Annotated in this window: 21 protein-coding genes; 6 read left to right on the top strand and 15 right to left on the bottom strand. The window is 74.3% G+C overall.

Going from position 1 to position 20,778, the window contains the following annotated elements:
* Positions 1-34: 34 nt before the first annotated feature.
* Complete coding sequence (locus tag DQ238_RS13765) at positions 35-1,369, bottom strand: hemolysin family protein (protein ID WP_113781842.1); 1,335 nt, start codon at positions 1,367-1,369, stop codon at positions 35-37.
* 171 nt (positions 1,370-1,540) lie between these two features.
* Positions 1,541-2,128 carry a hypothetical protein gene (locus DQ238_RS13760; protein ID WP_147263075.1) on the bottom strand — a complete coding sequence of 196 codons (588 nt, stop codon included), beginning with the start codon at positions 2,126-2,128 and terminating at the stop codon, positions 1,541-1,543.
* A 46-nt stretch (positions 2,129-2,174) separates the two neighbouring features.
* Between DQ238_RS13760 and DQ238_RS13755 the strand changes: the two genes are divergently transcribed.
* Positions 2,175-2,531, top strand: a complete 357-nt coding sequence (locus DQ238_RS13755; RefSeq protein WP_113781840.1) for a CAP domain-containing protein — start codon at positions 2,175-2,177, stop codon at positions 2,529-2,531.
* 336 nt (positions 2,532-2,867) lie between these two features.
* On the opposite strand, the gene DQ238_RS13750 is transcribed toward DQ238_RS13755, so the two are convergent.
* The 4 genes from DQ238_RS13750 to DQ238_RS13735 all read right to left on the bottom strand — a co-directional run bounded on the left by DQ238_RS13750 (position 2,868) and on the right by DQ238_RS13735 (position 5,900).
* A complete protein-coding gene (locus DQ238_RS13750) occupies positions 2,868-4,082 on the bottom strand; it encodes an NADP-dependent isocitrate dehydrogenase (protein WP_113781839.1) in 1,215 nt (404 codons plus the stop codon).
* A gap of 74 nt (positions 4,083-4,156) precedes the next feature.
* Complete coding sequence (mdh, locus tag DQ238_RS13745; RefSeq protein ID WP_233495950.1) at positions 4,157-5,083, bottom strand: malate dehydrogenase; 927 nt, start codon at positions 5,081-5,083, stop codon at positions 4,157-4,159.
* Between the two features lie 194 nt (positions 5,084-5,277).
* The gene (locus tag DQ238_RS13740; protein ID WP_113781837.1) at positions 5,278-5,577 is read right to left on the bottom strand and encodes a DUF3017 domain-containing protein; all 300 of its coding nucleotides are present in this window, start codon (positions 5,575-5,577) and stop codon (positions 5,278-5,280) included.
* Positions 5,577-5,900 carry a hypothetical protein gene (locus tag DQ238_RS13735; RefSeq protein ID WP_233495949.1) on the bottom strand — a complete coding sequence of 108 codons (324 nt, stop codon included), beginning with the start codon at positions 5,898-5,900 and terminating at the stop codon, positions 5,577-5,579. The genes DQ238_RS13740 and DQ238_RS13735 overlap by 1 nt, the downstream gene beginning before the upstream one ends.
* Before the next feature lie 99 nt (positions 5,901-5,999).
* Here DQ238_RS13735 and DQ238_RS13730 point away from each other — a divergent pair, with 99 nt between their 5' ends.
* Positions 6,000-6,665 carry a hypothetical protein gene (locus DQ238_RS13730; protein ID WP_113781836.1) on the top strand — a complete coding sequence of 222 codons (666 nt, stop codon included), beginning with the start codon at positions 6,000-6,002 and terminating at the stop codon, positions 6,663-6,665.
* A gap of 241 nt (positions 6,666-6,906) precedes the next feature.
* On the opposite strand, the gene DQ238_RS13725 is transcribed toward DQ238_RS13730, so the two are convergent.
* From DQ238_RS13725 to DQ238_RS24125, 7 genes are all read right to left on the bottom strand, one after another.
* Positions 6,907-7,467 (bottom strand): pentapeptide repeat-containing protein, encoded by a 561-nt coding sequence (locus DQ238_RS13725; protein ID WP_233495948.1) that lies wholly within the window; start codon positions 7,465-7,467, stop codon positions 6,907-6,909.
* A 155-nt stretch (positions 7,468-7,622) separates the two neighbouring features.
* On the bottom strand, positions 7,623-9,173 hold the full coding sequence (gene purH, locus DQ238_RS13720) for a bifunctional phosphoribosylaminoimidazolecarboxamide formyltransferase/IMP cyclohydrolase (RefSeq protein WP_113781834.1): 1,551 nt from the start codon (positions 9,171-9,173) through the stop codon (positions 7,623-7,625).
* Positions 9,170-9,778 carry a phosphoribosylglycinamide formyltransferase gene (gene purN / locus DQ238_RS13715; protein WP_199506345.1) on the bottom strand — a complete coding sequence of 203 codons (609 nt, stop codon included), beginning with the start codon at positions 9,776-9,778 and terminating at the stop codon, positions 9,170-9,172. Before purN ends, purH begins: the two co-directional genes overlap by 4 nt.
* A gap of 211 nt (positions 9,779-9,989) precedes the next feature.
* Positions 9,990-11,186, bottom strand: a complete 1,197-nt coding sequence (locus DQ238_RS13710; RefSeq protein WP_113781833.1) for a DUF6350 family protein — start codon at positions 11,184-11,186, stop codon at positions 9,990-9,992.
* 110 nt (positions 11,187-11,296) lie between these two features.
* Positions 11,297-12,175 (bottom strand): succinate--CoA ligase subunit alpha, encoded by an 879-nt coding sequence (sucD, locus tag DQ238_RS13705; RefSeq protein WP_113781832.1) that lies wholly within the window; start codon positions 12,173-12,175, stop codon positions 11,297-11,299.
* A 94-nt stretch (positions 12,176-12,269) separates the two neighbouring features.
* Positions 12,270-13,433 (bottom strand): ADP-forming succinate--CoA ligase subunit beta, encoded by a 1,164-nt coding sequence (gene sucC, locus DQ238_RS13700; protein ID WP_113781831.1) that lies wholly within the window; start codon positions 13,431-13,433, stop codon positions 12,270-12,272.
* A gap of 76 nt (positions 13,434-13,509) precedes the next feature.
* Positions 13,510-13,632 (bottom strand): hypothetical protein, encoded by a 123-nt coding sequence (locus DQ238_RS24125; protein WP_255418056.1) that lies wholly within the window; start codon positions 13,630-13,632, stop codon positions 13,510-13,512.
* A 336-nt stretch (positions 13,633-13,968) separates the two neighbouring features.
* Between DQ238_RS24125 and DQ238_RS13690 the strand changes: the two genes are divergently transcribed.
* On the top strand, positions 13,969-14,865 hold the full coding sequence (locus DQ238_RS13690; protein ID WP_113781829.1) for a triacylglycerol lipase: 897 nt from the start codon (positions 13,969-13,971) through the stop codon (positions 14,863-14,865).
* Positions 14,866-15,086: 221 nt separating this feature from the next.
* A complete protein-coding gene (locus DQ238_RS13685) occupies positions 15,087-15,893 on the top strand; it encodes a M23 family metallopeptidase (protein WP_113781828.1) in 807 nt (268 codons plus the stop codon).
* Between the two features lie 62 nt (positions 15,894-15,955).
* On the opposite strand, the gene pcrA is transcribed toward DQ238_RS13685, so the two are convergent.
* A complete protein-coding gene (pcrA, locus tag DQ238_RS13680; RefSeq protein WP_113781827.1) occupies positions 15,956-18,274 on the bottom strand; it encodes a DNA helicase PcrA in 2,319 nt (772 codons plus the stop codon).
* 335 nt (positions 18,275-18,609) lie between these two features.
* Here pcrA and DQ238_RS13675 point away from each other — a divergent pair, with 335 nt between their 5' ends.
* Complete coding sequence (locus tag DQ238_RS13675) at positions 18,610-18,885, top strand: chorismate mutase (RefSeq protein WP_113781826.1); 276 nt, start codon at positions 18,610-18,612, stop codon at positions 18,883-18,885.
* A gap of 44 nt (positions 18,886-18,929) precedes the next feature.
* Positions 18,930-19,664 carry a PIG-L deacetylase family protein gene (locus tag DQ238_RS13670; protein WP_199506344.1) on the top strand — a complete coding sequence of 245 codons (735 nt, stop codon included), beginning with the start codon at positions 18,930-18,932 and terminating at the stop codon, positions 19,662-19,664.
* Between the two features lie 296 nt (positions 19,665-19,960).
* Here the strand turns inward: DQ238_RS13670 and DQ238_RS13665 are convergent, their stop codons facing one another.
* Positions 19,961-20,659 carry a response regulator transcription factor gene (locus tag DQ238_RS13665; protein ID WP_305037568.1) on the bottom strand — a complete coding sequence of 233 codons (699 nt, stop codon included), beginning with the start codon at positions 20,657-20,659 and terminating at the stop codon, positions 19,961-19,963.
* Positions 20,660-20,778 lie beyond the last annotated feature (119 nt).

Here is a 20,778-nt window from a genome sequence, read left to right as displayed (position 1 = left end):
ACGCAGGTATCGCTTCCCATGCCCGGGGGGGGGGTCAGGCGCCGATGGTGCCGGTGGGGACCGTCGCCGGGTCGATCTCCGGCTCGGGGGCCCGGGTGACCGACAGCCGGGCGATCCGGCGTCCGTCGAGCTCGAGCACGGTGATGGTGCGCCCGTCGACGGTGACGGCGTCCCCGGGCTGGGGGAGCCGGCCGAGCTCGGCGAGCACGAAGCCGGCGACCGTCTCGTACGGTCCCTCGGGCAGCTCCAGCCCGGTGACCTCGCGGAAGTCGTCCAGGTTGAGCAGGCCGTCGACCTCGTGCGGGCCCCCGGGCTCCTCCTCGCCACCCTCGGCGACGTCCTCGTCGTACTCGTCGTAGATCTCCCCGATGACCTCCTCGATGAGGTCCTCGAGGGTGACGATGCCGTCGGTGCCGCCGTACTCGTCGACCACGATCGCCAGGTGGTGGTTCTCCCGCCGCATCTCCGACAGGGCGTTGAGGACGCCGGCGGTGCCCGGCAGCCGCTTCACGTCGCGGACCAGGTCGCCGACGGTCGCCGCCCGCCCCGCCGGGTGGTTGGGCAGGAACAGGTCGCGCACGTGCACGAAGCCCATGACGTCGTCCTCGTCCCGGCCGACGACGGGGAAGCGCGAGTGGCTGGACTCGTGCACCTGCTTGGCCGCGCGGCTGGCGGTCATCGACGCCTCGAGGAAGTCGACCTCGGTGCGCGGCGTCATGACCTCGCGCACCTCGTGGTCGCCGGCGCGGAAGACCTCGCCGATGAGCCGGCGCTCGTCGGTGCTCAACGACTCGTGCGCGGTGACCAGATCGCGCAGCTCCTCCTGGCTGATCGCCTCGCCACTGGCCTTCGGGTCGCCGCCCAGGAGCCGCACCAGCAGGTTGGTCGACTGCGACAGCAGCCAGATGACCGGGCGGGACAGCTTGGCGATCGCGTTGAGCGGCGCGGCCACGAGCAGCGAGAAGCCCTCGGCGCGCTGCAGCGCCAGGCGCTTGGGGGTCAGCTCACCGACGACCAGCGACAGGTAGCTGGTCGCGATCGTCACCAGCACGAACGCCAGCGTGCCGGCGAGGCCCTCGCTCATCCCGAGCCCGACCAGCCGGTCGGCCAGCGGCGGGGACAACGTGCTCGCACCGAAGCCGGCCGAGAAGAAGGCGGCCAGGGTGACGCCGACCTGGACGGCGGCGAGGAAGCGGTTGGGGTCGCTGAGCAGCCTGGCCACGGCCTTGCCGCGCCGTCCGCCGTTCTCGGCCATCGCCCGCACCTGCGACTCGCGCAGCGAGACCAGGGCGATCTCCGCTCCGGAGAAGGCGCCGCCGATCAGGACGAAGACGACGACCATCACGATGTTGAGCCAGACGTCGCTCACCGGCCGCGTGCTCCTCCGTGTCGACGGCTGTCGGACACGGTCCATGCTGCCCGCTGCCGCTGCCCCGGACACCACCCACCCGCGGTGCACCGGGGACGACGAGCGCTCCCCTGGCCGACTACTGATCACGCTGCGCTCACGGCTACTCTCGCCAGAGTAACGACTCGTGATCTAGCAACTGGTGAGGGTCGATTCCGTGCACCACATGCCGGCGGGTCCGCCGTCCTCCCGCATCCCCGCCGCTCTCTCCCGCTCGGGCCGCCGGCTGCGACGGGCCCTCGGGCCGCGGCGGGTGCTGCCCCTGCTCCTGGTCGCCGGTGCGCTGGTGGGCGTCCCGGTGGTGTCCGGCGCGGTGAGCAGCTCCTCCGAGCCGGTGGCCCTGGAGTCCAGCGCCTCCTCGGCTCGGGCCTCCGCCCGCACCACGCAGGCGGCCGGGTCGACCGCGGCACGCACCGGGTCGCGGGAGAGCGTGGTGCAGTGGGGGGTCGACGGGCGCCCCGCCCCGCGGACCACCACCCCGGCGGCCACGACCGGCACGGCGTCCCCCACCGCGTCCTCGCCCACTGCCTCCTCGCCCCCCGCCTCCCTGCCGGCGTCCACCTCGGCCGCCTCATCGCAATCGACGTCCTCGCGGTCGACCTCCTCGCCCGCCGCGACGCCCTCCGCCACGGCACCCTCGGCGGCTCCGTCGTCCCGCGCCTCCCGGACCACGACGGCGCAGGCCCCGGCGCCGGTCCCCTCGGCGACGCCGACCGCCACGGCACCGCGGACGACGGCGCCGGCCGCTTCCGGCGCGGAGGCGCAGGTGCTGACCCTGGTCAACGAGGCCCGCGCCGCCGCCGGCTGCGCTCCGGTGGCGGCCGACGCGGCGCTGGCCGCGGTCGCCCGCGCGCACAGCGCCGACATGCGTGACCGCGGCTACTTCTCGCACACCACTTCCGAGGGCCTCTCGCCGTTCGACCGGGCCGAGGCGGCGGGGATCACCTACGCGCGGGCGGAGAACATCGCCTACGGCCAGCCCGACGCCACCGCGGTGATGGACGCCTGGATGAGCAGCTCGGGCCACCGCGCCAACATCCTCGACTGCACGCTGACCAGGCTGGGCGTGGGCGTCGCCGAGGGCGCCGGCGGCCCCTGGTGGACCCAGCTCTTCGGCGCCTGACCCGTCCCTGCCGGTCGGGAGCCCCGGGGTCCCGGCAGTCGGAGCGTCCCCCGACTGCCGGGGAGTCGGGCAGGGGGCATCCGCGTGCACACCTCGGTAGAGGCGACGCCAGGCGGTGCTGCGGAGAGCGTCGGCGGTCAGCAGGCCGGCGCCGATGACGGGCCCGGCCGTTCTGCCGCTGAGGCCGTCCACAGGCCCCCGACTGCAGGGAGGTCGCGGTCCCGACGAGCCGGGCGGAGCCCGGTCTCCCCGCAGTCGGCGCCGGCGACCGCGGCGGACGTACGCGGCGGCCCCCCGCCCGGGTCGGGTGAGGGGCCGCTGTGCTGGGTCAGGCGCTCAGGCCATGGCCTTCTGCAGGTTGCCGTCGATGGCCGCCAGGAAGTCCTGGGTGTTCAGCCACGGCTGGTCCCTGCTGATCAGCAGCGCGAGGTCCTTGGTCATCTGACCGCCCTCGACGGTGTCGACGCAGACGCGCTCCAGCGTCTCGGCGAAGCGGGTCACCTCGGGGGTGTCGTCCAGCTTGCCGCGGTGGGCCAGGCCCCGGGTCCAGGCGAAGATCGACGCGACCGGGTTGGTCGAGGTCTGCTCGCCGCGCTGGTGGGCCCGGTAGTGGCGGGTCACCGTGCCGTGGGCGGCCTCGGCCTCGACGGTGCGGCCATCGGGGCTCATCAGCACCGAGGTCATCAGGCCCAGCGAGCCGAAGCCCTGGGCCACGGTGTCGGACTGGACGTCGCCGTCGTAGTTCTTGCACGCCCAGACGTAGCCGCCCTCCCACTTGAGGGACGCGGCGACCATGTCGTCGATCAGCCGGTGCTCGTAGATGAGGCCGGCGGCCTCGAAGGAGTCCTTGAACTCGGTCTCGAAGACCTCGGCGAAGATGTCCTTGAAGCGGCCGTCGTAGGCCTTGAGGATCGTGTTCTTCGTCGACAGGTACAGCGGGTAACCGCGCTGCAGGGAGTAGTTCATCGAGGCCCGGGCGAAGTCGCGGATCGACTCGTCCAGGTTGTACATCGCCATGGCGACGCCGGCGCCCGGCGACTGGAAGACCTCGTGCTCGATCGGCGCGGAGCCGTCCTTCGGGGTGAAGGTGATCGTCAGCGTGCCCTCACCGGGAAAGCGGAAGTCGGTGGCCCGGTACTGGTCACCGAAGGCGTGACGGCCGACGACGATCGGCTTGGTCCAGCCGGGCACCAGCCGCGGCACGTTGGACATGATGATCGGCTCGCGGAAGATGACGCCGCCGAGGATGTTGCGGATGGTCCCGTTCGGGGAGCGCCACATCTTCTTCAGGCCGAACTCCTCGACCCGCGCCTCGTCCGGCGTGATGGTCGCGCACTTGACGCCGACGCCGTGCTCCTTGATCGCGTTGGCCGCGTCGACGGTGATCTGGTCGTCGGTCTCGTCGCGCTTCTCGATGCCCAGGTCGTAGTACTCGAGGTCCACGTCGAGGTACGGGAGGATCAGCTGGTCCTTGATGAACTGCCAGATGATCCGGGTCATCTCGTCGCCGTCGAGCTCGACGACGGTGCCCTCGACCTTGATCTTGCTCACGCGTTCTCCTCGTCAGTTCACGGCCCCGTCCTCCTCACCCCGAGCCTGCGAGGGGTGAGGAGGACGGGGTCCTTCTACAGATCGGCGACGTCGGCCTGCTTGGCGCGCACGGCCTCGGCCGCCTCGCGCAGCCCGGCCAGCTCGCTGTCGGTCAGGTCGCCCTCGACCACGCGGCGCACGCCCTCGCGCCCGATCTCGGCCTCGACGCCCAGGTAGACCCCCGAGATGCCGTACTCGCCGTCCACCCAGGCGCAGACCGGCATGACCGCGCCCGAGTCCTCCATGACGGCGCGGGCCATGCGGGCGGCGGCGGCCGACGGGGCGTAGTAGGCCGAACCGGTCTTCAGCAGCGCCACGACCTCGGCGCCCCCGTTGCGGGTGCGCTCGACGAGGTGCTCGATGCGGTCGGCGGGCAGGACGTCGGCCAGCGGCTTGCCGTCGACGGTGCAGCGCGAGGGCACCGGGACCATCGTGTCGCCGTGCGAGCCCAGGGTCAGGGTGCGCACCGAACCCACCGGGACGCCGAGCTCCTCGGCGACGTTGTCGGTGAACCGGGCGGTGTCGAGCATGCCGGCCTGGCCCATCACCCGCTTCTTCGGGAACCCGGTGGCCAGCTGGGCCAGCGCGGTCATCTCGTCGAGCGGGTTGGACACCACGATGAGCACGGCGTCGGGCGAGGTCCGCGCGACGTTCTCGGCGACCTGGCGGACGATCTTGGCGTTGGTCTCGATGAGGTCCATCCGGCTCATGCCGGGCTTGCGCGGCAGCCCCGCGGTGATGACGACGACGTCGGAGCCCTCGGTGCCCTCGTAGGAACCGCCGCCGACCCCGACGACCTGCGTCTCGAAGCCCTCGATCGGCCGGGACTGGTTGATGTCGAGGGCGAGGCCCTCGGGCTTGCCCTCGACGATGTCGGTGAGCACGACGGTCTCGAAGACGTCGTACTCCGCGAGGCGGAGGGCGGTGGTCGAGCCGTAGAACCCGGCACCGACGACGGTCACCTTGCCACTGCGTGAACGACCGTTCCTGGGCTGCTCTGCCATGGCGGCCAACCTATCGCTGGCCGCGCCGGAGCGCCCGAGCGGGTGCGGCCCGCCGGGTCCCGCCGCGGCCCCCTCCCCCGGCCCCCTCCTGGCGTACCCCGAGCCTGCGAGAGTCGGGGAGGACGGGGTCCTCCTCCGGTGGGGGGCCCTGCTCAGGTGCCGGGGATGGCCAGGGCGAAGGCGGTGAGGGTCACCCCGACACCGGCCAGCAGGACGACGTCGACCGGGCGGCTGCGGACGGCGAGGAAGCCCACCCGGCGCACCGGGAGGAGCAGCCGCAGCAGCCCGCCGCCCACCAGGGCCAGCCCGACGACGACCAGCCCCCGCCGCCAGTGCTCGACGGCCACCATGAACAGGCCGGTGCCCACCGCGACCAGCACCACCAGCAGCGGCAGCTGCCGCAGCACGCCGGCGAGGAAGGGCCGGCGGGTGTAGAGCGGCGGGCGGCTCATCAGGCCGGGAGGACGTCCGCGGCGGCGGCCTGCTCGGCGGCGAGGACGACGTTGTGCAGCAGCATCGCCCGCGTCATCGGCCCGACCCCACCGGGGTTGGGGGCGACGAAGCCGGCCACCTCGCCGACGTCCGTGGCGACGTCCCCGGCGATCCTGCCGTCGACCCGGCTCACGCCGACGTCGAGGACCGCGGCCCCCGGCTCGACCACGTCCCTGGTGACCAGGCCGGGGACGCCGGCCGCGGTCAGGGCGAGGACCCGCTCGGTCAGCTCGGTCCGGATGGCTGCTGCGGTGGCCTTGCCGTCGAGGATCGTCGCGGGCACGGCCGACAGTCTGCCCGAGAGGGCTCCACGGGGTGCGACCGCGGCCTAGGCTCGCGGGGAGCGGGCGCCTCCCCGCCTGCCGTCCCGCGAGGAGAGCAGATGAGCGAGCGCGAGCAGTCCCCGGGCGCCGGCACGCAGAGCGGCGCCGACTGGCGGCAGCAGACGTCACCCGGCATCCCGGTGGCGGGCAGCTCACCGGCCTCCGGCTCCGGGTACGCCCGGCCCGCGGCCGGCCCCACCTGGCCGGACGCCGGGTACGGCGCGGTCGGCGGGGGCGGCGCCACCGCACCCGTGTACTCGACGACGCCGGTGACGGTGCGGCGAGCCGACTCCTTCGCCGGCCTGCTGCTGGTCCTCGCGGGCATCGCGGCGGCGGTCACCCTGCTGTTGCGCTGGCTGCCCGGCAGCGACCTGTTCGGGTGGGAGCTGGTGCGCCGCGGTCTCGACGACGCCCAGCGGGGCGGCGCCGCGGAGCTGTTCGACACCGGGTCCTGGCAGCCCCTGGCGGTGACCCTGGGCGGCGGGGTGCTGTTCGTGCTGGGCCTGCTGGTCGTCCTGCCCGCCCGCACACACCGCTTCCTCGGCGTCCTGGCGCTGCTGGTCAGCTTGGTCGCGGCGGCCGGCGTGCTGGTGCCGTTCGCGGACACCGGCTGGGACACCACGGCCTTCGGCACCGGCTTCTGGTTCGCCGTCGCCGTCCCGGCGCTCGGCCTGCTGGGCGCGCTGAAGGCGATGCTCACCACTCCTCGGTACGGCACGCGGTGACACCGTCGGCCTACCGGCCGACACCGCGGCCACGTGCCGTCCCCGACCTGAGCTGAGCCCCGGACGCCCGTTCCTACTCGGGGGAGCCTCCGGCCCCCCGCTCCCAGGGACCGCCCCCGCGGCCACGTGCCGTCCCCCACGTGAGCTGAGCCTCCCCGGCCGCTCGTCGGGGACTCTGCGGGCCCCACTGTTCCCGGCCACCGCAGCCAGGAGCCGTCCCGGCCCGCGCTGGGTCCTCGCCTCAGTCGGCGACCAGGGCGCCGTGGGCGCGGGCGACCTGGACCGCCTGTGCCAGGTCCAGCCGGACGCCGGTCAGCGCGAACTCCCGCCAGTCGACGGCGTCGGTCGACGCGCCGCGCAGGTCCGCGCCCCGCAGCTGCACGCCCTGGAGCCGGGTGCGGTCGAGGTCGGCGCCGGTGAGGTCGCACTCGCGCAGGTCGGCGTCGGTGAGGTCGGCCTCCCGGAACCGCTGACCGGAGAGGTCCAGGCCGGAGAGGTCTGCACCGCGCAGGGAGGTCCACGACCAGTCGCACTCGGTCGGGGTGGCGTGCTTGAGCTCCACGCCGGGGAACTGCGACCCGGTCAGCTTGCAGCCCTGCCACGTGACGTCGAACAGCCGGGCGCGGTCGAACCGGCAGGACAGGAACGCCGACCCAAGGTGCTGCGCCCCGGCCATGCGCACCCCGGTGAGCACGCAGGAGTCGAAGACGCACCGTCGGGTGACCAGCTCCTCCAGCGCGGCGTCGTCGAACCGGCAGCGGGTGAAGGTCACCCCGTCCAGCTCGCCGCCCCACCAGTCCACCCGGGCGAAGTCTCCGCCCTCGACCTCGGCACCGGGCTCGGGGGGGCGGACGTGCGGCCGGCCCCTGTGAGGGGGCCCCGTGCTGGGGGGCACGCGGCCCCCTCGCAGGGGCCCGCCGCGAGCGTGCGAGTGGCGGGGGGCGAGGGGGTCCTCCATCAGTGGGCGAAGTGGCGGGTGCCGGTCAGGTAGACCGGGACGCCGGCCGCGGCCGCCGCGGCGACGACCTCCTCGTCCCGCACCGAGCCGCCCGGCTGCACGACCGCCCGCACCCCGGCGTCGAGCAGCGCCTGCAGCCCGTCGGCGAACGGGAAGAACGCGTCGGAGGCGGCGACCGACCCGGCGGCCCGCTCCCCCGCCCGGGCGACGGCCAGCCTCGCTGCGTCCACCCGGTTCACCTGACCCATGCCGACCCCCACGGTGGCCAGGTCGCGCGCCAGCACGATCGCGTTGCTGCGCACGGCCCGGACGCTGCGCCAGGCGAAGACCAGGTCGTCGAGCCCGGCGGCGTCCAGCGGCTGCCCGGTGGCCAGGGTCCAGGTGGTGGGGTCGTCGCCGGGGGCGTCGATCCGGTCGGCGGTCTGCACCAGCAGCCCGCCGCTGACCTGCCGCAGCTCGGTGGCCGGGCGGCCGGCGTCGGGCAGGTGCAGCAGCCGGACGCTCTTCTTCGCGGTGAGCACCCGCAGCGCGTCCTCGGTGAACGACGGCGCGGCGACCACCTCGGTGAAGACCTCGGCGACCTGCTCGGCCATGGCCAGGTCCACCTCGCGGTTGGCGGCGATCACCCCGCCGAAGGCGGAGACCGGGTCGCAGGCGTGCGCCTTGCGGTGCGCCGCGGCGATGTCGGTGCCGACGGCGATGCCGCACGGGTTGGCGTGCTTGATGATCGCCACGCAGGGGTCGGCGTGGTCGTGAGCGGCCCGCCAGGCGGCGTCGGTGTCGACGAAGTTGTTGTAGGACATCTGCTTGCCGTGCAGCTGCTCGGCGTGCGCCAGGCCGGGCCGCCCGCTGCGGTAGAGCGCGGCCCGCTGGTGCGGGTTCTCGCCGTAGCGCAGCACGTCGGCGCGCTCCCAGCTGGCGCCGACCCAGGTCGGGAAACCGGAGTCGTCGTCCGGGGCGACCACGTTGCCCAGCCACGAGGCGACGGCGGTGTCATAGGTGGCGGTGTGCCGGAACGCCGCGGCGGCCAGCCGCTGCCGCTCGGCCAGGGTGAAGCCGCCGGCGGCGACCGCGGCCAGGACGTCGCCGTAGCAGGCCGGGTCGACGACGACGGCCACCGACGGGTGGTTCTTGGCGGCGGCCCGCACCATCGCCGGGCCGCCGATGTCGATCTGCTCGACGCACTCGTCCGGGGCCGCCCCGGAGGCCACCGTCTCGGGGAACGGGTAGAGGTTGACCACGACCAGGTCGAACGGAGCGATGCCGAGCTCCTCGAGCTGCCGCACGTGCGCAGGGAGCCGGCGGTCGGCGAGGATGCCGGCGTGCACCGCCGGGTGCAGCGTCTTCACCCGACCGTCGAGGCACTCGGGAAACCCGGTGACCTGCTCGACGGGGGTCACGGAAACACCGGCGTCGGCGATCCGGCGGGCGGTCGCGCCGGTGCTGACCAGCTCCACTCCGGCGTCGGCCAGCCCGCGGGCCAGCTCCTCGATGCCGGTCTTGTCGTAGACACCCAGCAGCGCGCGGCGGATCGGGGTGCGGTCGCTCATCGGGACGTCTCCCTCGTCATCTGGGCGGCCAGCTCCGCCACCGCCTCCACCAGGAGCTCGCGCTCCACGACCTTGATCCGTTCGTGCAGCCGCGCCTCGTCGTCCCCGGGCAGGACCGGCACCTCCCGCTGGGCGATCACCGGGCCGGTGTCGACGCCGGCGTCCACCCAGTGCACGGTGCTGCCGGTGACCTCGACCCCCGCGGCCAGGGCGTCCCGGACGGCGTACGCACCGGGGAAGGCCGGCAGCAGCGCGGGATGGGTGTTGACCAGCCGCCCGCCGAACGCGTCGAGGACGGCCGGGCCGACGATCTTCAGGAAGCCGGCGGAGACCACCAGCTCGGGCCGGTGCTCGGCGATCGCGGCCACCAGCGCGCGGTCCCAGGCCGCGCGGTCGGCGGCGTCGCGCAGCCGGCGGACGAAGGTGGGGATCCCGCGGCGCCGGGCGTGCTCGAGCCCGGGAGCGTCCCGGTCGCTGCCCACCGCCACGACCGTGGCCGGGTAGGTCGGGTCGTCGGTCGCCTCGAGCAGCGCCGCGCTCAGCGAGCCCGTCCCGGACAGCAGGACGACGACCCGCGCCCGCGGGATCGGCTCGGGTGCGGGCACGTCCGCGATCCTATGAGGACCCCGTTCCCCCCACCGTCGGAGGACCCCGTCCTCCTCATCCCTCGGAGAAGGACCCCTCGCCCCACCGCTCGCAGGCTCGCGGCGGGCCCCTGCAAGGGGCCTGAGCCTCTGGACGGGGCCGGCGGCGGGACCCTGCAGGAGGGCCGTTCCAGCACGTGACCCGCTCGGCGCGAGCCTCCGGACGGGCCGTTCAGCCGAAGGACCGCCAGCGGGTCACCGCGGCGCTCACGGCCGCGGCGACACCGGCCTGGGCGGCGACCACCAGGCCGGTCGCCACGGGCGGCGCCCCGATCCGCGCGAGCTCGCCGTCCCCCAGCGAACCGCCGGCGACCCAGGTGAGGACGCCGCAGGCGATCCCCAGCAGGACGCCGGCCAGCACGCCCCACAGGGCGGCGACGACCGAGCCGCCGTCGGTGTCGCCCAGCCGGCGGCCGAGGGCCGCGCCCGCGACCAGGCCGGCGAGCGCCGGCACCACCTGCGACGCGAAGGCCAGCAGCGGGACCGCCTGGGTGTCGGGCAGCGCGGCCAGCAGCGGCAGGGCCGGGACGGCCCCGAGGGTGACGCCGTGCACCGAGACGTACGTGCCGCTGCCGACGGCGAACCCCGGGCCGGCGGCCAGCCCGAGCGCCGCGGCCGCCGCGTTGGGCAGCAGCAGGACGCAGAGCGCGAGCAGCCCGACCGCGCCGGCGGCGGCCCCGCCGAGGGCGCCGGACAGCGCTGCGTAGCCGCGGGCGTCGGCGGCGAGCGCGACGGCGACCACGGCCAGCCCCAGGGCCAGGGCGGTCAGGAACCCGGCCAGCACGCCGCGCAGGAGCGGCCGGACCGGCGGGGGGAGGCGATCGAGCGCCAGGTCGAGGAGGCCGGACTCGCGCGCCGTCCCCCACCCGGCGGCGAGCAGGCCGACGACCGCGCTGCCGACCGCGGTCCGCAGCAGGTCGACGCGGGCCCCCGGCGCGTCGACGGCGAGGGCCAGCAGCACCGAGCCGAGCGTGTGCGTGCCCGCCACGCCGGCGAGGACGGCGGCCGAGGCGCGGCGACCGGTCACGTCGCACACCCGGACGACGCCGCGGCCGACGGTGGACAGCCCCCAGGTGACGGCGAGGGTCAGCACCAGCGGGGCCAGCACGAGCGGCCCCGAGCCGAGGGTCAGGCCGCCACCCTGGGCCAGCAGCCACAACCGGCCCGCCAGCCGGGCCGACCCGCCGACCGGCAGCCCGCCGGCGGGGTCGAGGGTCTGCACGACGACCAGCGCGAGCCCCAGCCCGAGCAGTCCGAGCACCGAGACCGCGACCGCGCCCGCGGCGGCCAGCACGGGGGCGTACCGGCGCGGGCGGGCAGCCGGGTCCCGCTGCCCGGGCAGGCTCAGGCGGGCGAGCAGGGAGACCACGGCTCCACTCTCGCAAGCCGTGCCCGAGATCGTCGGAGCACGCGCCCAGCGGGTTGGCCGCCGGTGCGGACGGTCCCTGGCGCGACCGTCCGCTCAGGCGCCGACGATGCTCAGGCGCCGACGATGTCGCGCATGAGCCGGGCGGTCTCCGACGGGGTCTTCCCCACCCGGACGCCGGCGGCCTCGAGGGCCTCCTTCTTCGCCTGCGCGGTGCCGGCCGAGCCGGAGACGATCGCGCCGGCGTGGCCCATGGTCTTGCCCTCGGGCGCGGTGAACCCGGCGACGTAGCCGACGACCGGTTTGGTCACGCTGGCCCGGATGAAGTCGGCGGCCCGCTCCTCGGCGTCCCCACCGATCTCGCCGATCATGACGATCGCCTCGGTCTCCGGGTCGTCCTGGAAGGCCTGCAGGCAGTCGATGTGCGTGGTGCCGATGACCGGGTCCCCGCCGATGCCCACGCAGGTGGAGAAACCGATGTCGCGCAGCTCGTACATCATCTGGTAGGTCAGCGTGCCGGACTTGCTGACCAGCCCGATCCGGCCGGCCTTGGTGATGTCGGCCGGGATGATGCCGGCGTTGGACCGCTCGGGGCTGATCAGGCCGGGGCAGTTGGGGCCGATGATCCGGGTCGAACCGCCCTGGGCGTGCGCCCAGGAGTAGGTGGAGTCGTGCACCGGGATGCCCTCGGTGATGACGACGGCCAGCCCGATCTGGGCGTCGACGGCCTCGATGACGGCGTCCTTGGCACCGGCCGGCGGCACGAAGACGACCGTGACGTCGGCCCCGGTCTCCTTCATCGCCTCCGCGACGCCGCCGAAGACCGGGACGCTGGCGCCCTCGAAGTCGACGCTCTGACCCGCCTTGCGCGGGTTGACGCCACCGACGATCGCCGTCCCGGAGGCGAGCATGCGCTGGGTGTGCTTGCGCCCCTCGGACCCGGTCATGCCCTGGACGATGACCTTGCTGTTCTCGTTGAGGAAGATCGACATATCGGGAGTCCTGTTCTCAGGAATGGAAGCTGAGGCCCCCTTCCAGGGGCCCGCCGCGAGCTTGCGAGTGGTGGGGAGGAAGGGGGTCCTTCTGTCAGGCGGCGGCGAGCTCGGCGGCCCGGCGGGCGGCGCCGTCCATCGTGTCGACCAGGGTGACCAGCGGGTGGCCGGCCTCGGCGAGGATCCGCCGGCCCTCCTCGACGTTGTTGCCGTCGAGCCGGACGACCAGCGGCTTGGTCGCCGCGTCCCCGAGCAGCTGCAGCGCGGCCACGATGCCGTTGGCGACGGCGTCGCAGGCGGTGATGCCGCCGAAGACGTTGACGAACACGCTCTTCACGGCCGGGTCGGACAGGATGATCTGCAGCCCGTTGGCCATCACCTCGGCCGAGGCGCCACCGCCGATGTCGAGGAAGTTGGCCGGGCGGACCCCGCCGAACTCCTCGCCGGCGTAGGCGACGACGTCCAGGGTGCTCATGACCAGGCCGGCGCCGTTGCCGATGACGCCGACCTCGCCGTCGAGCTTGACGTAGTTGAGGTCCTTCTCCTTGGCGGCGGCCTCGAGCGGGTCGGTCGACGCGGTGTCCTCCAGCGCCGCGTGCTCCGGGTGCCGGAAGCGGGCGTTGTCGTCGAGGGTCACCTTGGCGTCGAGGGCGAGCACCGTGCCGTCGGGCGCCTTGGCCAGCGGGTTGACCTCGACGAGGGTGGCGTCCTCCCCGCTGAAGACGTCCCACAGCTGGACGGCGACGGCGATGACCTGGTCGCGGACCTCGGCGGGGAAGCCGGCGGCGTCGACGATGGCCGCTGCCTTTTCGCTGTCGACGCCGACGGTGGCGTCGACGGGGATGCGGGCCAGCGCCTCGGGCTTGCTGACCGCGATCTCCTCGATCTCCATGCCGCCCTCGACGCTGGCCATGGCCAGGAAGGTGCGGTTGGCGCGGTCGAGCAGGTAGGAGAAGTAGTACTCCTCGGCGATGTCGCTGGCCTGGGCGACCATCACGCGGTGGGTGGTGTGGCCCTTGATGTCCAGGCCGAGGATGTCCTGCGCCCGGGCGCGGGCCTCGTCAGCGTCGGCGGCCAGCTTCACGCCGCCGGCCTTGCCGCGGCCACCGGTCTTGACCTGCGCCTTGACGACGACGGGCGCGGCGATCTCCCGTGCGATCGCCTCGGCCTGCTCGGGCGTCTCGGCGACGCCGCCGGGCAGCACCGGCACTCCGTGCGAGGCCAACAGGTCACGGGCCTGGTACTCGAAGAGATCCACGAACAGGCACCGTATCCCCCGCGAGACCGGGTCGCCGCACCGGCGTGGCGGGGTGCACGGCGTCACAGCGCGCCCCTCAGCGGCCGGCTGCGCCGCCCACGACGAGGTGGGTCGGGAAGACGCCGACAGCACCGGCCAGGCCGGCGAGGACGAGCAGCACGCCGGTCAGCCGGGCGGTCCGGGGCGCCGCGCCGACCACGAGCCCGTCGACCGGCCCGGCGGGTGCCGGCGCGGGCAGAGGCGCCGGACGGCACTCCGGCGGGCGGTCGAGGTGCGCACCGCACCCTGCGCGGAGGCGGCGTGCCCGGGGGGGGGTGCCGCGGTCGCGGGTGGAGCCATCGCGGGCGGCCACGGGTCCCCCTTCGTCGAACAGGTCACGGTCCGGCCTCGAATCGGCTCCGGACCCCGAGCCTGTGTGACGCCCACCACACGACGGCATTACGGTTCGGTCAACCGGGGCACCCCTGGGAGGTCCCTGACAGCCGGTGGACGGTCGGACCAGGGCTGCACCGGCGGTCACGAACCGGGAGGCACGATGCGTCCACTCAGCGACCCGGAGTCCGGCCCAGCGTCGCACACCGGCGCCGGCCGGACGGGAGCGCCACGGGGCGCGGTGCGCTCGCTGATGACCCGCGCGACGCTGACCGGGGGGATCACCGAACTGGCTCTCGTCGGGGCCCACGTGCTCATGTACCCCCTCGGCACGCGCACCGAGCCGCTGCGCCTCGACCCGCGCTGCCGGCCCGGCGAGCAGCCGCCGGAGGTCCGGGCGCTGTTCGCCGCCGACCCGCTGGCCGCCCGCATCCCCGTCGTCCTCGTGCACGGCCTGGTGGACAACCACTCGATCTTCGCGGTGATGCGCCGCAGCCTGCGCCGCCGCGGCTTCGCCCACGTGTGCTCCTGGAACTACAGCCCCCTGCTGGCCGAGATCGCCCGCGGGGCGCGCGACCTCGGCGATCACCTGCAGCGTGTCTGCGAGCAGACCGGCCACGAGCGGGTGCACGTGGTGGGCCACAGCCTCGGCGGCCTCATCGCCCGCTACCACGTGCAACGCCAGGAGGGCGATGCGCGCGTGGAGTCGCTGGTGACCCTGGGGACGCCGCACCAGGGCTCGGTGCTGGCCCACCTGCTGCCCACCCCGCTGGTGCGCCAGCTGCGGCCCGGGTCGACGGTGCTGCGGGAGCTGGCCGGGCCGGCGCCGGGCATCCGCACCCCGGTGACCGCCATCTACAGCGACCTCGACCAGGTCGTGCTCCCGACCAACGCCGCCCGCTGCGACCACGCCGACCTGCGCACCCGCAACGTGCTGGTCCGCGGGGTGGGCCACATGTCGCTGCCCTTCCACCGGGGCGTGGTCGACGAGATCGCCGCGACCCTCGCCGGCCACCGGACGCCCGCCACCCCGGTCCCGGCGCCCGCCGCCGTCGCCTGAGCTCGAGGACCTCCCCAGTCGTCCCATCCGTCCCACCTCTTGCAGACACGGCGACACGGGGGTGTCCGGGGCGGACGGCGACCTGACTGATCGTTACGGTCCGATCACGGCGCCGGTACCAGCCGGCGGGCGTCCACCCGGACGCCTCCACCGCCGTCGCTCCCCCGACGGACCGCCCTCGCGGCGTCCGCTCGGAGGGTCGCTCACGAAGAAGGTGCTCCGTGACTCGCTCGACCGGGCCCGCGCTGCTGGAGCGACCGAGGACCGACCGCGAGCCGGCCACCGACGCCGTCCCTGCCCGGAGCGCCCACGACGCCCCCGTCCGGGATCCCGGCGCCCCCGCGGCCGAGGACCGCCCGGCCCCCCGGCGCCGCGCCCTCCCCCGGCCACCGGGCCGGCGCGGACCGCTGTGGCTGGCCGCACTGGTCGCCGGGGCCGTGGTCGCCGCTCTGCCCGGCCTGCTGGGCTCCGGACCCGCGGCAGGCTCGGTCAGCGCCGCCGACTACGGCCTGGGGGCCGCCTCCGACATCGGCCTGACCGGCGACGTGGAGGACGCCGGCGTGCGCCGGGGCATCACCGAGGCCGAGGCCCAGGCCCGCCTCGACGTGCTCGCCGCCTCCCGCGCCGCACGGGAGCCGAAGACCGTGCTGCCAGCCCAGGGCCGGCTGACCACCTGCTTCTGCATGCGCTGGGGCTCCATGCACTACGGCATCGACCTCGCCGCGCCGCTCGGCACCCCGATCGTGGCGGCCACCGACGGCGTGGTCATCCGGGCCGGCCGGGCCTCCGGGTACGGCAACGCCGTCTACATCCAGGACGCCGACGGCAACGTGCACGTCTACGGGCACATGCGCTACTACTCCGTGGCCGCCGGGGACATCGTGCACGCCGGCGACCCGATCGCGAAGGTCGGCAGCGAGGGCCAGTCGACCGGGCCGCACCTGCACTACGAGATCCACCGCAGCGGCATGACCGGCAAGCCGATCGACCCCGAGGAGTTCCTCGCCGAACGCGGCGTCTCCATCTGACCCGCAGGCCCGCACGACGAGCCGTGCCGGATCACGACGCTGGGCGACCTCGGCTCAGTGGTTCAGAGCTTCACCAAGGGCGCGTAGCGCAGGACGAGGCGCTTGGTGCCACCGGAGCCGAAGTCGACCGTCGCCTGGGCCTTGTCGCCGACCCCGTTGACCTCGACGACGGTGCCCAGCCCGAACGCGTCGTGGCTGACCCGATCGCCGACCTCGACGGAGATGACCGGGCGGTTGCCGGCGCCGCCGCGCAGCCCGCCGGTGGACAGCCCCGTGGCCGCCACCCGCGACTGCGCCGAGGAGTACGTGCTCGGCGCCGGCGTGGGCTCCTTGCCCGCCCAGTGCACGGTGTCACCGGGGAGCTCGTCGAGGAAGCGGGACGGCGGGTTGTAGGCCGGCTGCCCCCAGCTGGTGCGCACCGTGGCGCGGGAGACGAACAGCCGCTTCTGCGCCCGGGTGATGCCGACGTAGGCCAGCCTGCGCTCCTCCTCCAGCTCCCGCGGGTCACCGAGCGCGCGCAGGTGCGGGAAGACGCCGTCCTCCAGGCCGGTGAGGAAGACGACCGGGAACTCCAGGCCCTTGGCGGTGTGCAGGGTCATCAGGGTGACCACGCCCGCCTCGTCCCCAGCCATGTCGTCACCCGACCCCACCACCCCACCAGGCACCTGGTCGGCATCAGCGACCAGCGACACCTGCTCGAGGAAGTCGGGGACCGAGCCCCCGGGGTTGGCCGCCTCGAACTCGGCGGCCACGGAGATCAGCTCGTTGAGGTTGTCGACCCGGCCCTCGTCCTGCGGGTCGGTGCTCGCCTGCAGCTCCGCCAGGTAACCGGTCCGGTCGAGAATGCTCTCCAGCAGCGCCGCCGGGCCCGAGCCGGTCTCCACCAGCTGCTCGAACTCCTCGAGCAGGGAGACGAAGTCGAGTGCGGCCTTTCTCGAACGGGGGGCCAGCGAGTCGATCTCCGAGCAGCGGCGCAGGGCGGAGGCGAACGCGATCCGCTCCCGCTCGGCGAAGGTCTCCACGCAGGCCTCGGCGCGCTCGCCGATGCCCCGCTTCGGCGTGTTGATCACCCGGCGCAGGCTGACCACGTCGGCCGGGTTGGCCACCACCTTGAGGTAGGCCAGCGCGTCGCGGACCTCCTTGCGCTCGTAGAAGCGCACCCCGCCGACCACCTTGTAGGGCATGCCGACGCGGATGAACACCTCCTCGAACACCCGGGAGGCGTTGTTGGTGCGGTAGAAGACGGCGATGTCCTTGGGTTGCGCCTTTCCCTCGTCGACCAGCTCGTCGATCTGCTCGGCGACCCAGGCAGCCTCGTCGTGCTCGTTCTCGGCGACGTAGCCGCAGATCAGCTCGCCGTCGCCGGCGTCGGTCCACAGGTTCTTCGGACGGCGGCCGGTGTTCTTGGCGATGACCTGGTTGGCCGCCCGGAGGATCCGCTGGGTGGAGCGGTAGTTCTGCTCCAGCAGGATCGTCGTCGCCTCGGGGTAGTCCCGCTCGAACTCGTCGATGTTGCGGATGGTCGCGCCGCGGAAGGCGTAGATCGACTGGTCGGCGTCGCCCACCACGCACAGCTCGGCCGGGGGCACGCCGCCCTCCCCGGTGCCGACCAGTTCGCGGACCAGCACGTACTGCGCGTGGTTGGTGTCCTGGTACTCGTCGACCAGCACGTGTCGGAACCGGCGGCGGTAGTGCTCGGCGACGTCCGGGAACGCCTGCAGCAGGTGCACCGTGGTCATGATCAGGTCGTCGAAGTCCAGCGCGTGCGCCTCGCGCAGCCGCTGCTGGTAGAGCCGGTACGCCTCCGCGAGCACCTTCTCCGGCGCCGTCTGCGGCGTGAAGCTCTCCTCGTCGACCAGCTCGTTCTTCAGGTTCGACACCTGCGCGGCGAGGCTGCGGCCCGGGTAGCGCTTGGCGTCGAGGTCCAGGTCGCGGGCCACCATCGTCATCAGCCGCACCGAGTCGCCCTGGTCGTAGATCGTGAACGACGACTTCAGGCCGAGCTCGGCGGCTTGAGCGCGCAGGATGCGCACGCACATCGAGTGGAACGTCGACACCCACATGGCCCGGGCACGCGGGCCCACGAGCGCGGCCACCCGCTCCTTCATCTCCCCGGCGGCCTTGTTGGTGAAGGTGATCGCCAGCACCTCGCCCGGCTGCACACCGCGGGCGCCGAGCAGGTAGGCGATGCGGTGGGCGAGCACCCGGGTCTTGCCCGAGCCGGCCCCGGCCACGATGAGCAGCGGCCCGCCCTCGTGGACGACGGCCTGACGCTGGGGCCCGTTGAGACCGGCGAGCATCCGGTCCAGCTCCCGCCCCCCCTGGCCGGAGGCGGAGCGCTGGAGCGCGGCGGTACCGGGGAGGGCCTGCTGGACGCTCATCCCGGGGTCCCCGCGGAAACGTGGAGCGCCAGCGGAGCGTTTTCGTGGGGTGGGTTCATGACGACATCACTGTAGTTCGGTCGGGTGACCCCGCCCCTGCCCCGCGCCCCCGGCGGTTGAGTCCATCGGCTGGGTGGTCGCGCGCACGACCACGGCTGTGGCAGACTGCATGCCGTGCTCACCGCCTCCAGCTTTTACTACGGCCACCGGGTCCCGGTGTCCGTTCTCGCTGGCTGAGCATCCGCCGCAAACCGACGCCCCGGGCCCGAGGAGCCCGGGGCGTTCCTCGTTCCGGGGTCCGACGGCCCGACAGCCCGCCCCGGAGGGACCCCGCGATGACCGCCACGATCGACACCCCCGCCGCGCCCGCCGACGAACGCATCGCCGAGCTCCGCGAGGAGATCGACGCCTGCGACGCCGAGATCATCCGGCTGGTGCAGCACCGGCTGGCCGTGTCCCAGCAGATCGGCGAGCTGCGCCGGGCCGCCGGCGGCACCCGGCTCTCGCTGGCCCGCGAGCAGCAGGTGCTCACCCGCTTCCAGACCGCTCTCGGCCGGGACGGCGCCGCCCTCGGCATGATGCTGCTGCGCCAGGGCCGCGGCCGGCTCTGAGGCCCGGCCACCGGATGTCACGTCCGGCGCCTAGGCTCCGCCGGGTGACCTCCCCGCAGCCTCGCACGCCCGCCGAGTACGTCGAGCGGGCCCTCTGCGTGCTCGCCCACCCCGACGACGTCGACTTCGGCAGCGCCGGCACCGTGGCCACCTGGGCCGCGGCCGGCACCGAGGTCACCTACCTCATCGTCACCGACGGCGACGCCGGCGGCTTCGACGAGACGCCGCGCGAGCGGATGGGGCCGCTGCGCCGCGCCGAGCAGCAGGCGGCGGCCGGGGCCGTGGGGGTCGAGGACGTCCGCTTCCTCGGCTACCCCGACGGCCGGCTGGAGCTGACCCTCGACCTGCGCCGCGACATCAGCCGGGTGATCCGGCAGGTGCGGCCGCAGCGGGTGCTGACCAGCTCGCCCGAGAGGTGGTGGGACCGGATCGGGGCCAGCCACCCCGACCACATGACCGTCGGCGAGTCGACGCTGCGGGCGGTCTACCCCGACGCCCGCAACCGGTTCGCCTTCCCCGAGCTGCTCGCCGAGGAGGGCCTGGATGCCTGGACGGTGTCCGAGGTGTGGCTGGGCGCCAGCCCCCGCGCGGACCACGCCGTCGACGTCACCGACGTCATCGAGCTGAAGTTCGCCGCGCTCAAGAGCCACGTCACCCAGGTCAGCCACATGCCCGACCTCGAGGGCTTCGTCGGCGGCTGGATGCGGCAGACCGCCCGCCGGTTCGGCCTCCCCGACGGTCGGCTGGCCGAGGCCTTCCAGGTCGTGCACACGGCCTGAGCCGAGCCCAGACCCCGGCGCACCAGGCGGCTCCCGGACGACGACCACCGCACGGGACTCCGGCAGCACGAGCGTGGGGAGCCCTGCTGGCTGTACCGCGGACACCGGCCGACCCGGGCCTCGCGCCCCCGTCCTCCGGACCACCCCGAGCGCGCTCCCGGAGCCCGGGCACACAGCCCGGTCACACCGGGGGCGCCGGTCGAGGAGTTCGCGCGGGTCGCCCCCGGTACCCCGCCGTCCGCATCACCGTGCTCGACGACCAGCCCACGAGATCGGCCCGGGCAGGTCTCGCCCGCTCACAGCAGGCGGTTGGTGGCCGCCCAGCGGGTGAGCTCGTTGCGGTTGGACAGCTGCAGCTTGCGCAGCACGTTCGACGCGTGCGACTCGACCGTCTTCACCGAGATGAACAGCCGCGAGCCGATCTCCCGGTAGGTGTAGCCGCGGGCCAGGAGCTGCATGACCTCGCGCTCGCGGGCGCTGAGCAGGTCCAGGCCGGGGTCGGTGGCCGGGTCCTCGGGCGCGGGGGACGACGAGGCGGCGAACGCGTCGAGCACGAACCCGGCCAGCCGCGGGCTGAACACCACGTCGCCGTCGGCCACCCTCCGGACGGCGTCGCGCAGGTCCGGCCCGGAGATGGTCTTGGTGACGTAGCCGCGGGCGCCGGCCCGGATCACGGCGATGACGTCCTCGGCGGCGTCGGACACCGACAGCGCCAGCCAGCGCACCGACGGCAGCTCGGCCCGCAGCTCCTCGAGCACGGCACGGCCCCCGCCGCCGGGCAGGTGCACGTCGAGCAGGACGACGTCGGGCACGGCGGCGCGGATGCCCTCGACGGCGCCGGCGACATCGGCGGCCTCCCCGACGACGGTGACCGCGTCGCCGAGCTCGGTCCGCACGCCGGTCCGGACCATCGCGTGGTCGTCGACGAGGAAGACGGCCGGGCGACCGGACCCGCCCGGGGACACGGTCGGGCGACCGGATCCGTCCGTGCTCACTGGTGCACCATCCATCCGTCACCGATCTTGGTTGGGTCGGTGATGCGCCCGAGGTGCCGCCTCGTCATCGCCCTGCTCGCTCGACACCGTTGATGTCCAGCGTGAGATCTGCGAGACGG

This window comes from Geodermatophilus sp. TF02-6, from assembly GCF_003319115.1.
In the GTDB taxonomy this organism is placed as follows: domain Bacteria; phylum Actinomycetota; class Actinomycetes; order Mycobacteriales; family Geodermatophilaceae; genus Geodermatophilus.
Note: the sequence above shows the minus strand (reverse complement) of the source record. Positions and strands in the feature narration are given on the sequence as shown.